The organism is Pseudoalteromonas luteoviolacea DSM 6061, assembly GCF_001625655.1.
Taxonomy (GTDB): domain Bacteria; phylum Pseudomonadota; class Gammaproteobacteria; order Enterobacterales; family Alteromonadaceae; genus Pseudoalteromonas; species Pseudoalteromonas luteoviolacea.
The window spans coordinates 93,104-108,866 of record NZ_AUYB01000125.1 but is presented as its reverse complement, the minus strand read 5'-3'; the positions used below and the strand labels follow the sequence as shown (position 1 = coordinate 108,866).

Below are 15,763 nucleotides of genomic sequence, written 5' to 3'. Positions count from 1 at the left end.
TATGACAGAGCAAGATACATCGCTTCGTTTTGGTGGTATTGGGAGGCTGTATGGTAGTGAGCAGCTTGCATGGTTAAGTGAAGCCCATTTTTGTGTGATTGGTATTGGCGGGGTAGGTAGCTGGGCAGCGGAAGCTCTGGCTCGAACAGGTATCGGACATATTACACTTATCGACTTAGATGATATTTGTGTGACTAATATTAATCGTCAATTGCATGCAGTTACAGATACCATTGGTGAAATCAAAGCAGAAGCAATGAAAGCGCGTCTAGAAAATATTAATCCGGCTTGCAAAGTGACTGTCGTTGATGACTTTATCACACTTGAGAATATCAAAGATTATATCCAAGGCTTTGATTATGTCATTGATTGTATTGACGCAGTCAAAGAAAAGGCAGCTTTAATAGCACACTGCAAACGCAACAAAATACCAGTCATAACGACCGGTGGAGCAGGCGGGCAAACGGACCCTAGCCAAATTTGTTATGGTGATGTGGCTAAAACAACCCATGACCCATTGCTTGCAAAAGTACGTTATCTATTGCGTAAACAGTATAACTTTACGTCAAACCCAAAGCGTAAATTTGCAGTCGACTGTGTATATTCTACAGAGCAGTTAGTTTATCCCACTGACGATGGTAGTGTATGTAAGGCGAAGCAGCAGGCTGATGGGAGCAAAAATATGGATTGTGCAACTGGATTTGGTTCTGCAACCATGGTGACTGGAAGTTTTGGCTTTTTTGCAGCTGCGAAATCTATTCGTAAATATTTGGAAAAGCGCGAACGAAATAGTTAGTGCTCGCGCATTTCAGTTCCTCACTGAAATGCGCTGATTTGAGTCTGTATACGCTCTACGATGGCTTTAACCCCATTTCCGCGTGAAGGACTCAAATGTTGAATCAATCCCATTTCTTCAAATAACGCATACGCGTCAACGAGTTTTGCTTCTTGTGGCAACAAATTGTTGTAGCAAGCGAGTATGATAGCCAAAAGGCCTTTTACTATTCGAGTATCAGAATCGGCAATAATCACTAGACGTTCTTGGTTTTCATCTAAATCTAGATGCAACCAAACATTGCTTTCACACCCTTGTACTTGCGCATCTTGGGTTTTTAGTGCGTCAGGTAATGATGGGAGCTTTTTACCAAGTAGCATAATTTCTCGGTACTTCGCCTGCCATCCATTGAGGCTGTTTAGCTGAGTTTGGATTTGATTGATGTCCATTATTATTCTTCCAACATATCAATAGTATTTTTCAATGCGTCGATAAGTATATCAACGTCTTGGTAGGAGTTATAAAATGCTAAGCTTATACGGACAGTGCCTTGCAGAGATAAATGATCCATTAAGGGCTGAGTACAGTGATGTCCACTTCTGACTGCAACACCATAGGTATTTAAAAAAGTCGCTATGTCAAAGTGGTGCTCGTTTTTGTAAGTAAAGCTGACAACTCCAATATTGCGCTCAGTATCTCCCCAAATGGAAATACCATCGATTTTCTTTAAAGCATTTACCAAGTAGTGATACAAACTTGCCTCGTGGTGAGCGAGGGTATTCGCATCAATAGCATCTAAATAATCAAGAGCTGCGCCAAACCCAATGACACCACTGATATTTGGCGTACCAGGTTCAAATTTACCTGGGGCTTCTCTGAATGTTGTGCCTGAAAAGCTAACGCGCTCGATCATTTCACCACCAGTTTGGTAGACCGGCATGCTATTTAATAACTCGTATCGTCCGAAAAGCCCGCCAAGACCTGTTGGCCCTAATGCTTTATGTGCGGAGAAGACAAAAAAATCGCAGCCCATAGCACTTAGATCTGGCCTCAGGTGAAGTAGTGATTGAGCACCATCTATTACCGTTATGGTGTCGAACTGTTTTGCAACTTGGATTAGTGCGGCAATATCATGGATATTGCCAAGTGCGTTTGATGCATGGCAGATGCTGAGTATTTTGGGTTTCTTTGCACTAATTAGTGTTTTAGAAGCCTCTAAGTCCAATATTCCTTGCTTGCTAACTGGCAATAATTCTAATTTGGCACCGGTTCTATGTGCGACTTGTTGCCAAGGCACGATATTAGCGTGATGCTCTAAAGGAGAAATTAAAATCACATCGTTTTGGTTTAACTTTTCAGATAAACCATAGGCAATGAGATTGAGTGATTCTGTGGCACCTTTGGTCCAAACAATCTCTCGCTGACTCACATTTAAAAACTGCGCAAGCTTATTTCTCACAGATTCATACTGAGTAGTCGCTGCTGCACTGAGTGTATGTGCTCCGCGGTGCACATTGGCGTTGTCTTGCCGATAAAACTTGTTTACTGCATCAATAACGCATTGAGGCTTTTGTGTCGTTGCCGCAGAGTCGAAATAACAAAGTGGTTGCTCGTCAATGTGTGTTTGCAATAAAGGGAAATCTTTACGAAGTTGCTCAATCAATGTGTATGCTCTGCAAGGCCAATAAACGGCAGAATTCTACCTAATTGTAGAGGCCTTGCAACCCCGTACTAAAAAATACGCCCGCACAAATGCAAAAAAGGCAGCCTTGGCTGCCTTTTTGAATCTAGTGCTGTGGCTTGGGTGGGAAATTGGCTAAGATATCTTTGACTGTGTTGTTTACAGATTCAGTACGTTTTTCAGGTGACTGATTCTTCCTTAAACGGCCTTCTTTAGCTCCGCGCCAAACAAGCTGATTTGAAGCACGATCAACAATATCTATGACTAACGTGCCAACTTCATATTCTCGTGCTTGAGTCTGTGTATGCCAACCAACACCCCAGTAATTCCATCTTGCCGTGTAGCTTGTGTTAAAAGTATCAACATCGAGTTTGGTGTCTACAGATGCATGAAAGTTGACCATGACATCGGCCTTTTGCGCATCAACTAACTTAAAGCCATGCAGGCCCATCTCGTTTTGGATTGCGTTACGTACACGCTTTTCCATTAATTCGCTGATTTGATAATTTTCGGCGCCTTTATCAAAGTCGGTTTCAGGCGACCAAGCAAATGTCTTATAATTTGCAAATTCAACGGATTTATCATAATCCCAATCGGGCGTATTAGTACAAGCGGTTAAAACAAATAAACTCAAAGCTACAAGCAAGTTGCGAGTCATTTTTTACTCCTTAACGAAGGCGTATTGCCTTTTAAAACAAATTGGGGCCTGATTTTATTAAATGTAATTACTGATTTAACAAAAAGCAGACCCTAACTGTAAGACCATAATTTACTAAGAATGTTCCACTTCAATCCAGTCTTTTTCGTCCACCCAGTTTTGGCTTCCTTGGTTTACACTGCGGATAGGGACAAGGTAGTCGCAACTGATCTGCGGTTTAACTGATGCAAATATTGGCACAAAGCCAAAGCTTAGTGCTGTTTCGATTATCGCCTTTTGGTTCTGAGGGTCAATATCGGCTGCTTCATCAATATAGATTGGTATACGATAAAGCGCTTGTTCTTGATCAGAAAGCAAGTATCTAATGAATAACATACCGCACAATAGCTTAATCGTGATACGCGTACCATTGGAGCCAGCAGAATCAATTTTATCAAAGTGCTCTGTATCGCCGGCGCGATTGACGACTTCGAAGCGAATATCAAATAGATCTGTAAGGGTCAGACCCGCTTTTTCACTGGCCAATTTGATAATGTGATCTTTTGCTTCATTAACAGCTTTCTCATCGGCTGGAGCATCACTAAGTAGGTCGAAACTTTCGCCTTGTTCATACAATTCCGAGGTACTGATAATGGTGTCGATACTTTCTACCAACATCTTTCTAGGAATAACATTAATCTTGAATGCTTTTAAATTGGATATTCGGTGTTGACTAATCCCTCTATTAAAGCTGTTCATTTCGCGGCGTAAACGGTCTAAATCTTCTCTTAGTCCCTTTATTGTTGCTGCGACTTCAGTTAATGCTACCCGAGCTTGTCGTTCTACGGCGTCTCTTTCATTGTCGATGTTGTGGTAGGCACTGATTAATTTAGCGTACTTGGTCGATTCGTCTGTTTCGTTGTCAAATTTAGTAATACCTGCGTTGTATATGTGCAAATAAGTATTACGGACATTAACATCCAAGTTTCTAAGTTCTTGGCAATCTTTGTTAAATTGATGAACTATTTCAGATAAGTTGTCGAAGTCAATGGTGACATCAATTGGATACGGAGTTTGCTTTCCTTCGTAAATAGACAGAGTATGGTCAATTCGTTCAGATTTAACCTGCTTAAGTCTATCGCTCTGTCTTACAATTAGATCTTGCTTGCTCTTGATAATAGATCGACGATCAGAAATAGATCCAGCGTTGCGCTGCACGTCTTGCAAATATTCATCTACCTGCTCACGTTCAGCACCTAACTGTTCTTTGAGCGCCGTTTGTGCCTCAACAGACTGCTGCATTGTTTGGAACTGTTCAAAACGTTTTAAAGCATCTTCTGTAGCCATTAACTCTTGATAAAGGCTATCACGTTCCTGCTGCTTATCGGCCACATTTGCAGCTACTTCGCGCTGTTGCTTTAACTCTCCTAAAGAGCGTTGTAATGCTTCTAACTGTGCCTGTAGCTGAGATTTATTCTCGCCACTTTGCATTTGTACCGGTGCAAGCTTTTTCAACTTGATAGTTGCACCTGGTAATTGAAGTTCACCACCTTTAACAGCGTTAGAAAGGGCAGTTAAAAAGTCAGCAAATACGTCTTCGTCATGAATATTTACCTCCCCTTGTGAGGTGGTAGCGAATGACAGTAGATCTGGGTTTAGGATCCTCGAGATCTCTTCCACTTCTTTAAGAGATAGATCCTCACGCATGCGAGTAAATAGATTAAACTCTAGATTCTTAAGTTGAAGCTTTAAGCTCTTAATTTGCTTTTGAGTTTCTCCGATTCTGTAATCAAGCGTATGTAAACTTTGACCTTGCGCGCTATTGATTGAGAAAGATAGCTGTTCATACTCTTTTTTAAGCAGTGTTAAATTAGTTTTCAGCGTTGCATGATTAGTTAACTCAAATTCGGACTTAAGTGCGTTGTAGTCGATAAACCATTGTTCAATTTGTGTTTGCTTGCGTTCTATATCACGCGATTGTTGCACAAATAGCTGTTGCTTTTGCTCAAATTCGCGCTTTTCGTGCTCAATGTTTTCTAGCTGTTCGTTTAATTCATCTATTTGCGAAGTTTGGTATTCATCAAATGCGATAATAGCTTGGTCAATTTTTGGTGCGTACGCGGCCAATTTCCCTTTTATTGTCGCCTCACTTTCGATCATCTGCTCAAGAGCACCAATAGGCTCTTGCATTGATTCAAGTGCGCTAAGCTCGCGTTTTGAACGGTTTACTTTGTCGAAAGCACGTCGCCAAACTTCATAAAAGTCTACTTTTGAGTTTGACATATGTCGCTCAAATACTCGAAGCATAAAGCGTTTTACGTCATGGGCGCCAAGTTTGTGTAAGTTTAGAATTCGCCTAAATATCTCTTTATAAATGGCAGCATCTTGCACATTGTTTAACGGAATCATTTTTAAGTTAATGTCACCGTCATATGGTGTTGCGCCGCCTGTAAGCAAAGCATTGAGTTCGGCCGCTTTTAATTCAATTGCTTTGTAGCCTTTGCTATCGAGGTGATTAAACAGCTTAGTGTATTTGATGATGCTTTTACCCTCAGTAAAGTCATCCAAATTTAGTTTGCCGTTGTAGCAGAAAAACTGATGGGCATAGCCGGCAATTTTGCCAAGGCCGGCGACACCAATTACCACATCTCCATGAGGTAAGTTGGCTTCAAGCAGGATATATGACTGATCACTTGAGAAGTAAAACTTGCGCGTTTCTTCAAGATCGTGACCATCCCATTCTGTTAGGCGTAAGTCATTTACCAAAGGAAATTGAAGCGCATTTATAACTGAGCTTTTACCGGTGTTGTTTGGAGCACAGATTGAAGCACTTTTGTCCAGTGGAATTACGCACTTTGCGTAACCTGCCGTGTTTAATAGTGCAAGTTTACTTAAACCATACAGTTCGCTCATACTTCTTCCTCTAGCGCATCAAAATTGTCTTCATTTACTTCCATCAAAGCGTCGATGTATCTATAGATTGGGGCTAGAAGTAAAAAGCCTTGCTCAGCTTCTTTGCACAGACCTAATCGAAGCATGCGCAGAAATACATCCTTACGTAGGTCTGACCCTGAAAATATTTCTAACTGATCAAACAAGTGTTTGTTTAACTGAATTAGGGTTTGCATTAACTCAAGGTCAATATTCTCGTCAAAGAGTGCGCGAAGCGGGTCTTTACCTTGGTTAGCGTAATACTCAATTAAAATGAATACGGTAAGGGCTATAGCTCGACTGATCTTACCCATATTCGGGGTACTTTCGTCACTTGCAAGATAATAAAAACCACGTCCATCGTGTTGCAAGTCATGTCCTAACGCTGCAAATAGAGCTTGATAAGATTCAATGTGTTGATCGAGTTCTTGCCACAGTGTCGTATCTTGTTCGCTAATATGGTAACCACTGGCAAGCTTTTTGTTTATAGCTTGCAGCTGTGTGAGTTCATTAAGGTTAATATTCGTCATGTATTTCGTGCTTATTCTTTAGGTTGTTCAGAGTTTGTTGCACTGAACGGGTAAAGTTTGATTTTAGCGTTTGCTAGTTGCATAGTTTCCTGTGCATCAGACTGAGAGACCGTTAATTCAGGATCGCTAATCAGTTTTTGATACAGAAACAGCATTTCATCTGCTTCTAAACTAGGGTAGGCATCACTTAAGAACCCTAGCAATGCGGTGCGCTTTTTGCCACTTGACGCAAATGACATTCTGACATCGCTATAATCCGGAATGTTAGGGCTTTGATATGCTGGTATATCTTGGTGATCTGGTAATTGATATTCTTCATGTTCAAATTCAGCCAAACTTGCCATATATGCAACCATATGCCTTTTTTGACCTAAATTAAAACGCTGAATGTCTGAAACGAAGTCAGGCTGAACAGGGCTTAACATGGAGTCTACGCCATTTTTACGAATGAGGCCTAATACCTTGGCGGCTTGCCTTGTAATAAGCGTATTTCTTCTTAACTCTTCACGCAGTGGCATAAGCATATCAGCGCTCTTACCTAAGCTTTCACGGCCAATTAAGTGCATATCTAGAATACGTGTTCTCAATTGCTCAAGCATGCGCTTGTCTTGTGCGCCCCGGCCCAGCTGTTCAATTTGATCTATTTGCTCGCTAATTGACGCCTCTATGTTACTAAAACAAGCGTGAAATGGCCCATGAATGTCCACCATCTCGAGCATAGGTTCAATGTATTCATCGAATGCTTCTATAACCGCCTGATAGCGTCGCTTAAGTGATAAATTGCTATGATCTGACTTTGCTTGCTCAACAAGGTTAAGAATCGCACTTTCATTGTGTTGGTATAGCTTTACAATTTTTCTGACTCTTTCATCCATGATCCTGCTGAATCGTCTCAGTTCACTGTGGTCGCCTTCATTACCAGCTTGAGACAACCTTTCTCCCAAACGTTGCAAATCTTTAACTAATACGGTGATCTCTTCAGCAAGACCTAGGTGCTCTTCTTGTAATAAAAAGCTAGCAAAATCAGCGACTGCTCGATTAATCTCAAGCTGTGATGATTTAGCAAGTGGAATGATTATCTCTTGATTTAATAATCGATTTGTTTCTCTAAAAACCCGTTCACTTGACCAGTTCGGGTTTCTAATTTTTATAATGTTTTGTACATCTTTTATACTGAAATCAGCCATTTTAAAGCGCTTAAATAGCAGCTCTAAAACGCTCCAGTGCTCATTTAGCGTACTCAGTACTTTTTTAGCTGGGATCATAACTTTCCAGTTTGTATCATTTTTGTGACAGGCTGCCATCACAATTTTGCAATAAAGTGTAATTACTGATAGCAGTCACTCGCTCATAGTGTTAGACTCCGCGCCGATTTACACCACCCTTTACAAAAATTACATTTGATTACAGGTTGTTTACGCGTATGGTCACTTCCATAATCCTAACCCTGATAGCGTTAGCTTTTGTGCTTATCGTTATAGAGGATATTATCCATGTAAACAAGGCCAAAACGACCCTTTTTTTTGGCACTTTATGTTGGATTATCGCTTTTATATCTCCAATTCATGGCGAAAGCTCAGAAACTATACAACACCAGCTAGATCATAACATTCTAGAAATCGCCACCTTGTGGCTATTTTTGATGGCAGCTATGACATTTGTCGCGTATTTGAACTCGAAAGGATTTATACAAAATATAGTGCATAGGATCATGCCCGAGCAAATAAGCGAGCGAAAGCTGATGTTTCTAGTTGGCGCTTTTGCTTTTGTATTTTCTTCGATTTCTGACAATATTACCGCAACGCTAATTTCGTTAGCTGTGGTCATGTCTTTGAAATTGGATACAAAGAAGCTTGTTAAGTATGCCACACTTATTATCTTTAGCGTTAACTCGGGCGGGGTTTCCCTAATCACGGGTGATGTTACAACACTGATGATTTTCTTAGCGGGTAAAGTTACCATTCCTGACTTACTATTGTTGGTTGTGCCTGCAATGGTGAGCGTTTTTGCGCTGGCTGCAATGTTGTCAATAGGTATGAATGAGCAACTCAATTTTACCAAACAAGAGTTGCGTCGTATTGAGAAAACAGACATCACAATTGCCGTAATCTTTATGTCCACAGTACTAGCCACTTTATACCTGAGTGTGCAGTATCAAGTGCCGCCTATGCTCACGTTTTTATTTGGTCTGTCTTTGATGTTTTTAGTTGCACAGTTTTTAATGCGTAAAAAGGACGTCAATAAAAAGATAATCGACTATATCAGAGAGATAGAATATGACACGCTTTTGTTTTTTGTAGGTGTGTTGCTGTTGGTAGGCGCTCTGAAAGAAGTCGGTGTGCTGAACATGTTTACTGAGCTTTACCAATATTTAGCGCCAGAGTATGCAAATTACTTGGTCGGGCTACTAAGCGCAGCTGTTGACAACGTGCCTTTAACAGCAGCACTGTTAAAAGCGCAGATAGAAATGACACCACAACAATGGTTAACCTTTACCTATGCAACGGGCGTAGGGGGGTCAATGCTAATCATTGGCTCTGCTGCGGGGATCATTGCTATGAGTAAGGTAAAAGCGCTCACTTTTACAAGCTATTTGAAAATGGCGCTGTATTTGTTGGTTGCATATACCATTGGCTATGCAGGCTCATTTTACATGGGCCAGATGATTTAAATCTTTTTGAAGTTTAGGATACAAAAATACTTGACACCTAGACGTCTAAAAGATAGTTTTTAAAAGCCTGCTCTTTGTAGCAGGTTTTTATTTTGTTTATGTTCATGTTTGAACAAGCAAAATAAACAGAAGAGGTGCGATGCTGAGGTAGCTTGTTTGAGGACACGACATCCGAAGACAACAAGCGAGGGTAGTATTCGCCGAGGAAAGTAATTGGTCGTGGCAATGACTTTTCGGTTTTAGAGGTTGAATCCTCTGAACTGTCACCGTTTTTGGTGGAGAGCTTCTGGCAGTGGTCTTACAATTAAACATTTCTTCCTCTTGCCAAGTTAGTTCTCCTTATTTTGAAAGATAGTCTCATTGACTGTCGAAAGGAGATAAAATGAATTCCCAGTATGTTGTTGCAAAGTTTGGTGGTACCAGTGTGGCCGACTTTACAGCCATGCATCGTTGCGCGCAAATAATCAATGACGATCCAAGTGTTAGAGTTGTTGTTGTTAGTGCTAGTGCTGGCGTAACTAATCATCTTGTTACGCTTGTACAGCAAAAGTCTAACGAAGCACAAAGACTCGAGCTTGTTGAGTCAGTGATGCAAATTCAAGGCAATATCCTAGCGCATCTAACACTTGATGAAGATTTGCAAGAAGGGTTTAACACTACAGCCGAACAGTTTAAACAACTTGCTCAACTACCAGCACTAGATCAACAACAGTGTGATGAAATTTTAAGCTTTGGAGAGCGATTCTCGTCTTATATATTTTCTCAGGTTTTACGCGATTTAGGCGTGAGTACTCAACGTTTTGATGTACGAGAAGTGTTAAAAACTGACAGCAACTTTTCAAAAGCAACGCCTGATGTGGCTGCCACAGAGAAAGCCGCATCGGATTTACTTGTTCCGTTACTGGATGATAACGTCGTTGTCACGCAAGGCTTTATAGGCAGTGATAAATATGGACAAACCACCACATTAGGTCGTGGTGGATCAGACTACAGCGCTGCTCTAATTGCAGAAGCTATTGGTGCTAAAAGTGTGCATATTTGGACTGATGTGGTAGGTATTTTTAGCACTGACCCTAGGCTTTGTAACAAAGCAAAGCCAATTCCAAGACTTAGCTTTGATGAAGCCGCAGAGATGGCAACATTTGGTGCGAAGGTCTTGCATCCAGCTACTATTCTCCCAGCCAGCCGTAAGGGTATTTCGGTATTTGTAGGTTCGAGTAAAGCACCGGAGCAGGGTGGCACGTGGATCGAAAAAGAAACGACATCTCAATCAGGTATTAGAGCAGTAACACAGCGTAAAAACCAAATCTTACTGACTTTAAAAAGCCCCGAAATGCTTCTGGCTAGTGGCTTTTTAGCGAAGATATTTACAATACTGAGCAACTATAATATTTCAGTCGATCTTGTTACGACGTCTGAAATTAGTGTGGCACTCACTCTAGACAACGCGCCAAATGCTACGCGACCAGAGCTTGATCAAGCATGCTTGGATGAGCTCGGCGCTTTTTGTCATGTGACAGTAGAAAATAATTTAACTCTGGTTGCTATGATTGGCTCTGAGATTCAATTACAAGGCGGAGAAGATTGCTTAGTTGATGTGCTTTCAGAGTTTGATATTCGATTGATTTGCCATGGTGCAAGTCGTCATAACTTATGCTTCTTGGTCGAACAAAATAAGTCAGATTTGGTCGTGCAGTCTATACATCAAAAATTGCTTGAAGCAGCTTAGAGTCCTAACTCACTCCTATTCGACCAGGCACAATCCCTTAGTGCTTGGTCAGCCCCCAACCATAAGAGCTAGTACATAAATTTATAACAAAAATTAGTGATAAAGTTGCAATAAATTTAGTCTGGTGGCAATCTAGAACGTAGACCAATTCGAGTAAGGAAGAGGGCAATGCAGTATCAGCAAGTATATGAATTTTGGTTTGTTACCTGTTCTGAAAGTGACTGGTGGCAAAAGTCAGCAGCATTTGATCAAAAAGTGTCTCAAGAATTCTCTACGTTACATACCAAAGCACTCAATGGAGAATTAGCTACTTGGCGTCAAAGTCCGGTAGGCGCGTTATGTGAAATTATCATTCTAGATCAGTTTTCTAGAAATATGTTTCGTGATACACCAAACGCGTTTTCAAGTGATACATTGGCATTGTGTCTGGCGCAGCATGCGATAGAGAAAGGCTATGATAAAGAGCTCAATGACACTGAAGTTGGCTTTTTGTATATGCCTTTTATGCACAGCGAGAGTCGATACATTCACCTCCAAGCTGAGAAATTGTTTCGTGACCTTCCGAACTATGAATTTGAATTAGCTCATAAAAAGATTATTGATCGGTTTGGCAGATATCCACATCGAAATGAAATCTTGGGAAGAATATCAACTGACGAAGAGATAGAGTTTTTACAGCAGCCAGGTTCGAGCTTCTAACTATTGCGATTTGTGTAATAACGTGGTTTAGAAGGTTCTAATATCGGAACCTGTATACTCGCATTTTTCGTTTAACAGGGTATAATCGCGGACCTAAAACAATAATTATATTAGCGTTAAATTATGGCTCAGGTACGTGATGGTTTTCAAAGCCGACTTGGTTTTGTTCTTGCAGCAGCGGGCGCCGCTGTTGGGTTAGGAAATATTTGGGGTTTTCCCACACAAGCTGCCAATCATGGTGGTGGAGCATTTTTGCTTGCATATTTTATCGTCATCTTCTTACTCGCATTACCCGCGTTGTATACAGAGTTATACCTTGGTCACCAAGCACAGGCTAACCCTGTTAAAGCACTTAAAATGGCATGGCAAGAGAGAAACCCAAAAGTAGGTGCTGGGGCAGGTTACTTGGGCCTCGGTGGCGCCATTGTCATGCTGAGTTTTTATTCTATTGTTGCTGGGTGGATGTTGGCTCATTCTATTGAGCCTGTGACAACCTTTATGGGCTTAGATGCAGTAAGTCAGTTTCTAACTGGTGACTCCATGATGCGCAACTTTGTATTTACGCCTCTGATGTTACTGCTGACAGCTGCAATTATATTGAAAGGGGTTAAGTCTGGCATTGAAATTTGGTCTCGCCGTTTGATGCCTGTTCTATTATTACTTTTAGTATGTTTGATTGCTTACATGGCAACGCTTGAAGGCGCAAGCGAAGGATTTAAAGCCTACTTAATACCTGATTTTAGTAAAATTACTGATCCGGATCTGATCATTGCGGCGATGGGGCAAGCTTTCTTTTCACTGTCTTTGGGTGTGGGTTGTATGATGATTTATGGCTCTTACCTCAAACCCAATGAAAATCTGCCTAAGCTGACTTTTAGCGTAGCAATGCTTGATACTGGTGTCGCATTTTTAGCAGGGTTACTCATTATTCCCGCCATTTTCGTTGCTCAACAAAATGGTGTTGAAGTTTTCCAAGATGGCAAGCTGGTAGGTGAAGGTCGACTTATCTTCGCTATTTTACCAGAGTTATTTGCAAGCATGGGGCAAATTGGTATTTGGGTTGGTCTCACATTCTTTGTCCTGATGTCAATCGCCTCTTTAACATCAACTATTTCATCTACTGAAATACCTGTATCTTTCCTAGTTGAAAACCATGGGATGAAACGTAAATCAGCCACTTGGATTGTTACTTTGGTGATTCTAGTATGTTCGAGTTTAATTATCTTGAACTTCGAATGGTTATTCGGTTTGGTGATTAATGTATTTACTCGTTATCAACTACCGCTAATGGGGCTTTTCTACTTCTTGACAGTTGGTTGGATGTGGCGACGAGGTAATCAGCTACTTTTAGCAACAGGCGGTAAACAGTACTGGTTTGCACAGTATTTGAAGTTTGTTTGCCCCATATTAATGACAGCCGTATTTGTAAACGTTGTTTTCAATAAGTAAAGGCTAAATATATAGAGACAAAAAAAGCGCAGACTTTGAGGCTGCGCTTTTTTATGGCTGTTTTTTAAACACTATTCGGTGATTCTTCACCACAGTCGAGCATATTTAAGTTTTCCACTGTTGTTGAAGCAATTTCAACAAGCGCCTCTTTGGTAAAAAAACCTTGGTGTCCAGTAATTAATACATTAGGAAAGCCACTTAAACGAATAAAATCATCATCTTGTATGATATCTTCACTTCGATCTTTGAAAAATAGCTCTGATTCTTGTTCATATACGTCTAAACCCAAGTATCCTATCTTCTTAGACTTTAAGGCTTTAATACAGGCTTGCGTATCTATCAGTGCACCTCGGCTTGTATTTATTACCATTACGCCTGGTTTCATTATGTCAAAGGCTTCGTCATTTAGCAGATGATGAGTGGCATCTGTCAACGGGCAATGTAAGGAGATAATGTCACTTTGCTCAAATAGCATTTGCAAAGAGACTTTAGTGTAAGAACCTTCTCCAATATTTGGGTCAAAAACCAATGTGTGAGCACCAAACCCATTCAAAATTGAAACTAAGGATTGGCCTATTTTACCGCAGCCAATGATACCTACCGTTTTGTTGTGAATATTAAAGCCGAGTAACCCGTTCAAATCGAAGTTCTCTTCTCTTACTCTATTGTAGGCTTTGTGAGTCTTGCGGGCTAATGTCAGCATCAGTGCGATACAATGCTCAGCAACGGCCTCTGGGCTATAGGCTGGTACGCGTACTACTTGAATACCAAGTGCATGGGCCGCTTCTATATCTACATTGTTATAGCCTGCACATCGTAAAGCTACAAATTTGACACCTAACTCGGCTAACTCTGCTAATACGCAAGCATTTACATCATCATTTACGAACACACATATCGCATCATAACCTGAAGCGAGAGAAACAGTTTCCATGCTTAACGCATGTTCAAAATGCGCAATATCTAGATTTGGATAGGCGCTAACGGCGTCATTGAAAAATGGTTTTTCATACTTTTGCGAACTGAATAGTGCTACTTTCATGGTGTAACTGGCCCTCAATAATCTGCTTCAAGGATTCAGGCTTAGTGCGCGGTGCGTAACGAGATAAGAGCTCTCCATTTCGCCCGATAAGAAATTTAGTATAGTTCCACTTTACAGCACGGTTTTGTGCTATACCACGCGTATGTGACTTTAAATAGTTAAATAGGGGGTGAGCATCTGGCCCATTCACAAGTACTTTTTCTGAGACCTTAAAGCTTAAGCTGAAGTGTGACTGATAGAACTCTCGCAGCATCTCATTTTCCAAAGGTTCATTTTTGCCAAATTGATTACATGGAAAAGCGATAATCTCTAAACCGCTGTGCTTATATTTGCGATACATTTTTTCTAGTGCGGCTAACTGTGGGGTAAAGCTACACTTGCTAGCAATATTGACGATCAGTACAGGTCTGTCTTGCAGTGACTTAAGAGAGAGCGTTTCTCCTGTAAGTAACTTAACACTGTATCTGTAAATATTATCCATATTGAAAGGCTCCGTGCATAAAACGAGTTTTATTAATATTATTCATGTGGGCTCAACTTTAAGGTCTCTCCTCATCGCTAATGAGGTAAAAATCCCTCCATTGTTCAAGCATAGCAGCCATTTAGGACAATTTTATGTCAGCACAGGTTTAAATTTAATCAAAGTTAAATATTGTTGTCGAATTGAAATAATATTGGGAACATTGGGTACCAGTTTTATGGACCCAATGTTTAAAAGAGGGGATTAGACTAGACTAAGCGTTTTAATAAACTAGAAGTGTCCCAGCGGTTTCCTCCCATTTTTTGCACATCAGCATAAAATTGGTCAACAAGCGCCGTTAGCGGCAAAGTGGAGCCATTTTTCTTTGCTTCGTCCAACGCTATTGCAAGGTCTTTACGCATCCAATCTACAGCAAAGCCGTGCTCATAATGGTCATCAAGCATGGTTTTATGTCGATTTTCCATTTGCCAGCTTCCGGCTGCGCCTTTTGAGATAACTTCGACGACTGATTCACAATCGATTCCGGCATTTTTGCCAAACTGAAGTGCTTCTGCTAAGCCTTGAACGACGCCTGCAATACAGATTTGATTCATCATTTTAGCGACTTGCCCAGAGCCTACATCACCTAATAACTTTGAGAACCTTGCATAGGCAGCCATAATAGGCTCAATTGCTGCGTATACATCTACATTGCCACCACACATGATTGTTAATTGGCCATTGACTGCACCAGCTTCCCCACCAGAAACGGGGGCATCTATAAACCCAACCTGTTGAGTTTCACATATTGCAAATAGCTCTCTGGCGACGTCAGCAGATGCCGTTGTGTGATCAACGAGTGTGGTTCCAGATTTCATCGTTTTTAGGACGCCTTCTTCCCCTGTGGTTACTTGGCGAAGATCGTCGTCATTACCAACACAAATAAATACTACATCAGCATCTTGCGCTGCCAATGCTGGGGTTGTTGCCGATTTTCCATTGTAAGACTTCATCCACAACGCTGATTTGCTTGAAGTACGATTATAAACAGTTACATTGTGACCTGCGTTTGCAAGGTGCCCGGCCATAGGGAAGCCCATTACACCTAAACCGATAAATGCTACATTTTTTGTGCTTGATGTCATGCTTAACAATCCAA

General features: G+C 41.0%; 14 protein-coding genes and 1 riboswitch. Of the genes, 5 read left to right on the top strand and 9 right to left on the bottom strand.

The features are described 5' to 3' along the window. Window position 1 precedes the first annotated feature (1 nt). Window positions 2–796 (top strand): tRNA cyclic N6-threonylcarbamoyladenosine(37) synthase TcdA, encoded by a 795-nt coding sequence (tcdA, locus tag N475_RS18415; protein ID WP_063365763.1) that lies wholly within the window; start codon window positions 2–4, stop codon window positions 794–796. A 20-nt stretch (window positions 797–816) separates the two neighbouring features. On the opposite strand, the gene N475_RS18410 is transcribed toward tcdA, so the two are convergent. The 6 genes from N475_RS18410 to N475_RS18385 all read right to left on the bottom strand — a co-directional run bounded on the left by N475_RS18410 (window position 817) and on the right by N475_RS18385 (window position 7,819). After that, the gene (locus N475_RS18410) at window positions 817–1,224 is read right to left on the bottom strand and encodes a SufE family protein (protein WP_063355977.1); all 408 of its coding nucleotides are present in this window, start codon (window positions 1,222–1,224) and stop codon (window positions 817–819) included. Window positions 1,225–1,226: 2 nt separating this feature from the next. Then, the gene (locus N475_RS18405; RefSeq protein ID WP_063365762.1) at window positions 1,227–2,438 is read right to left on the bottom strand and encodes an aminotransferase class V-fold PLP-dependent enzyme; all 1,212 of its coding nucleotides are present in this window, start codon (window positions 2,436–2,438) and stop codon (window positions 1,227–1,229) included. A gap of 124 nt (window positions 2,439–2,562) precedes the next feature. Further along, window positions 2,563–3,114, bottom strand: coding sequence for a DUF4136 domain-containing protein (locus N475_RS18400; RefSeq protein WP_063365761.1), 552 nt, complete (start codon window positions 3,112–3,114; stop codon window positions 2,563–2,565). Window positions 3,115–3,228: 114 nt separating this feature from the next. After that, on the bottom strand, window positions 3,229–6,006 hold the full coding sequence (locus N475_RS18395; protein ID WP_063355974.1) for a coiled-coil domain-containing protein: 2,778 nt from the start codon (window positions 6,004–6,006) through the stop codon (window positions 3,229–3,231). After that, window positions 6,003–6,554, bottom strand: coding sequence for a condensin complex protein MksE (locus N475_RS18390; RefSeq protein WP_063365760.1), 552 nt, complete (start codon window positions 6,552–6,554; stop codon window positions 6,003–6,005). Before N475_RS18390 ends, N475_RS18395 begins: the two co-directional genes overlap by 4 nt. Before the next feature lie 11 nt (window positions 6,555–6,565). Beyond that, window positions 6,566–7,819, bottom strand: a complete 1,254-nt coding sequence (locus tag N475_RS18385; protein WP_063365775.1) for a hypothetical protein — start codon at window positions 7,817–7,819, stop codon at window positions 6,566–6,568. 158 nt (window positions 7,820–7,977) lie between these two features. Between N475_RS18385 and nhaD the strand changes: the two genes are divergently transcribed. The 4 genes from nhaD (at window position 7,978) to N475_RS18365 (ending at window position 13,102) form a co-directional block, all read left to right on the top strand. Further along, a complete protein-coding gene (gene nhaD, locus N475_RS18380) occupies window positions 7,978–9,225 on the top strand; it encodes a sodium:proton antiporter NhaD (RefSeq protein WP_063355972.1) in 1,248 nt (415 codons plus the stop codon). A gap of 121 nt (window positions 9,226–9,346) precedes the next feature. After that, window positions 9,347–9,519: riboswitch (Lysine riboswitch) on the top strand. An 88-nt stretch (window positions 9,520–9,607) separates the two neighbouring features. Further along, the gene (lysC, locus tag N475_RS18375) at window positions 9,608–10,954 is read left to right on the top strand and encodes a lysine-sensitive aspartokinase 3 (protein ID WP_063355971.1); all 1,347 of its coding nucleotides are present in this window, start codon (window positions 9,608–9,610) and stop codon (window positions 10,952–10,954) included. Between the two features lie 168 nt (window positions 10,955–11,122). After that, on the top strand, window positions 11,123–11,653 hold the full coding sequence (locus N475_RS18370) for a DUF924 family protein (RefSeq protein WP_063355970.1): 531 nt from the start codon (window positions 11,123–11,125) through the stop codon (window positions 11,651–11,653). Between the two features lie 123 nt (window positions 11,654–11,776). Continuing rightward, window positions 11,777–13,102 (top strand): sodium-dependent transporter, encoded by a 1,326-nt coding sequence (locus N475_RS18365; RefSeq protein WP_063365759.1) that lies wholly within the window; start codon window positions 11,777–11,779, stop codon window positions 13,100–13,102. Window positions 13,103–13,166: 64 nt separating this feature from the next. Here the strand turns inward: N475_RS18365 and N475_RS18360 are convergent, their stop codons facing one another. From N475_RS18360 to N475_RS18350, 3 genes are all read right to left on the bottom strand, one after another. Then, on the bottom strand, window positions 13,167–14,144 hold the full coding sequence (locus N475_RS18360; RefSeq protein ID WP_063355968.1) for a 2-hydroxyacid dehydrogenase: 978 nt from the start codon (window positions 14,142–14,144) through the stop codon (window positions 13,167–13,169). Continuing rightward, window positions 14,110–14,625, bottom strand: a complete 516-nt coding sequence (locus N475_RS18355; protein WP_063355967.1) for a glutathione peroxidase — start codon at window positions 14,623–14,625, stop codon at window positions 14,110–14,112. The genes N475_RS18360 and N475_RS18355 overlap by 35 nt, the downstream gene beginning before the upstream one ends. A gap of 248 nt (window positions 14,626–14,873) precedes the next feature. Further along, window positions 14,874–15,749, bottom strand: a complete 876-nt coding sequence (locus N475_RS18350) for an NAD(P)-dependent oxidoreductase (RefSeq protein WP_063355966.1) — start codon at window positions 15,747–15,749, stop codon at window positions 14,874–14,876. Between the last annotated feature and the right edge of the window lie 14 nt (window positions 15,750–15,763).